The 701-nt window shown below is 42.7% G+C and carries 1 protein-coding gene; it reads left to right on the top strand.

The genetic code is table 11. The features are described 5' to 3' along the window. Positions 1-159: 159 nt before the first annotated feature. Positions 160-701, top strand: a 542-nt coding sequence (locus R8N49_RS27230) for a TetR/AcrR family transcriptional regulator (protein ID WP_318190464.1), incomplete at its 3' end; no start/stop codon positions are given.

Here is a 701-nt window from a genome sequence, read left to right as displayed (position 1 = left end):
AATTTTTTGTTATGGATAAATTCATACTTGTAATGTTTGTTTTTTGAACTATTATGACGAAGTGTCAATTGTGACGGTTCGTCAAAAATGGTGACGTTCCTGTTTTACATAATCGTGTTACAATTATCAGGAGTGTGTGGGTATACGGATCAAAGGATTATGTTTAACTTTCGCTGTAAAAAGGATGGTAAGCGAGACGGGTGTCGTGTCTCGTCCGGGCTAACCAAAAAGCAACAAGCGATTGCGGATAGAGAAGTTGAGCTTATTCAACTGGCTAAGTCACTCGTCCAAGAGCAGGGGTTTGCGAACCTCACTATGGATAAGCTGACCTCGGCTAGCTCTTATTCTAAGGGCACCATCTACAATCATTTTTGCAGCAAAGAAGACGTAATACTTGCGCTTTGTATCCATTCGTTAAAAAGCGAAGCGATATTTTTCGAGCGCACGGCAAACTTCGATGGCAATACTCGAGAGAAAATTATTGCGATGCATGTAGGCTATCGTATTTACGCTCGAATGGAGCCAGTGCTGTCGACTTGCGCGATTGTAGCTAAAACGCCTTGGGTGTTGGAAAAAGCATCACCTGAACGTTTGAATGAGCTGAATCGGCTAGAAGAAGAAGTGATTTCCGGTGCAGATGCGTTGGTAAATAATGCAGTAGAGTGCGGAGATCTAAAGTTTTCTCCTGCTATAGGTGCGGA

The organism is Vibrio sp. 1978 (assembly GCF_033344345.1).
This window is presented reverse-complemented; position numbering and strand designations above follow the sequence as displayed.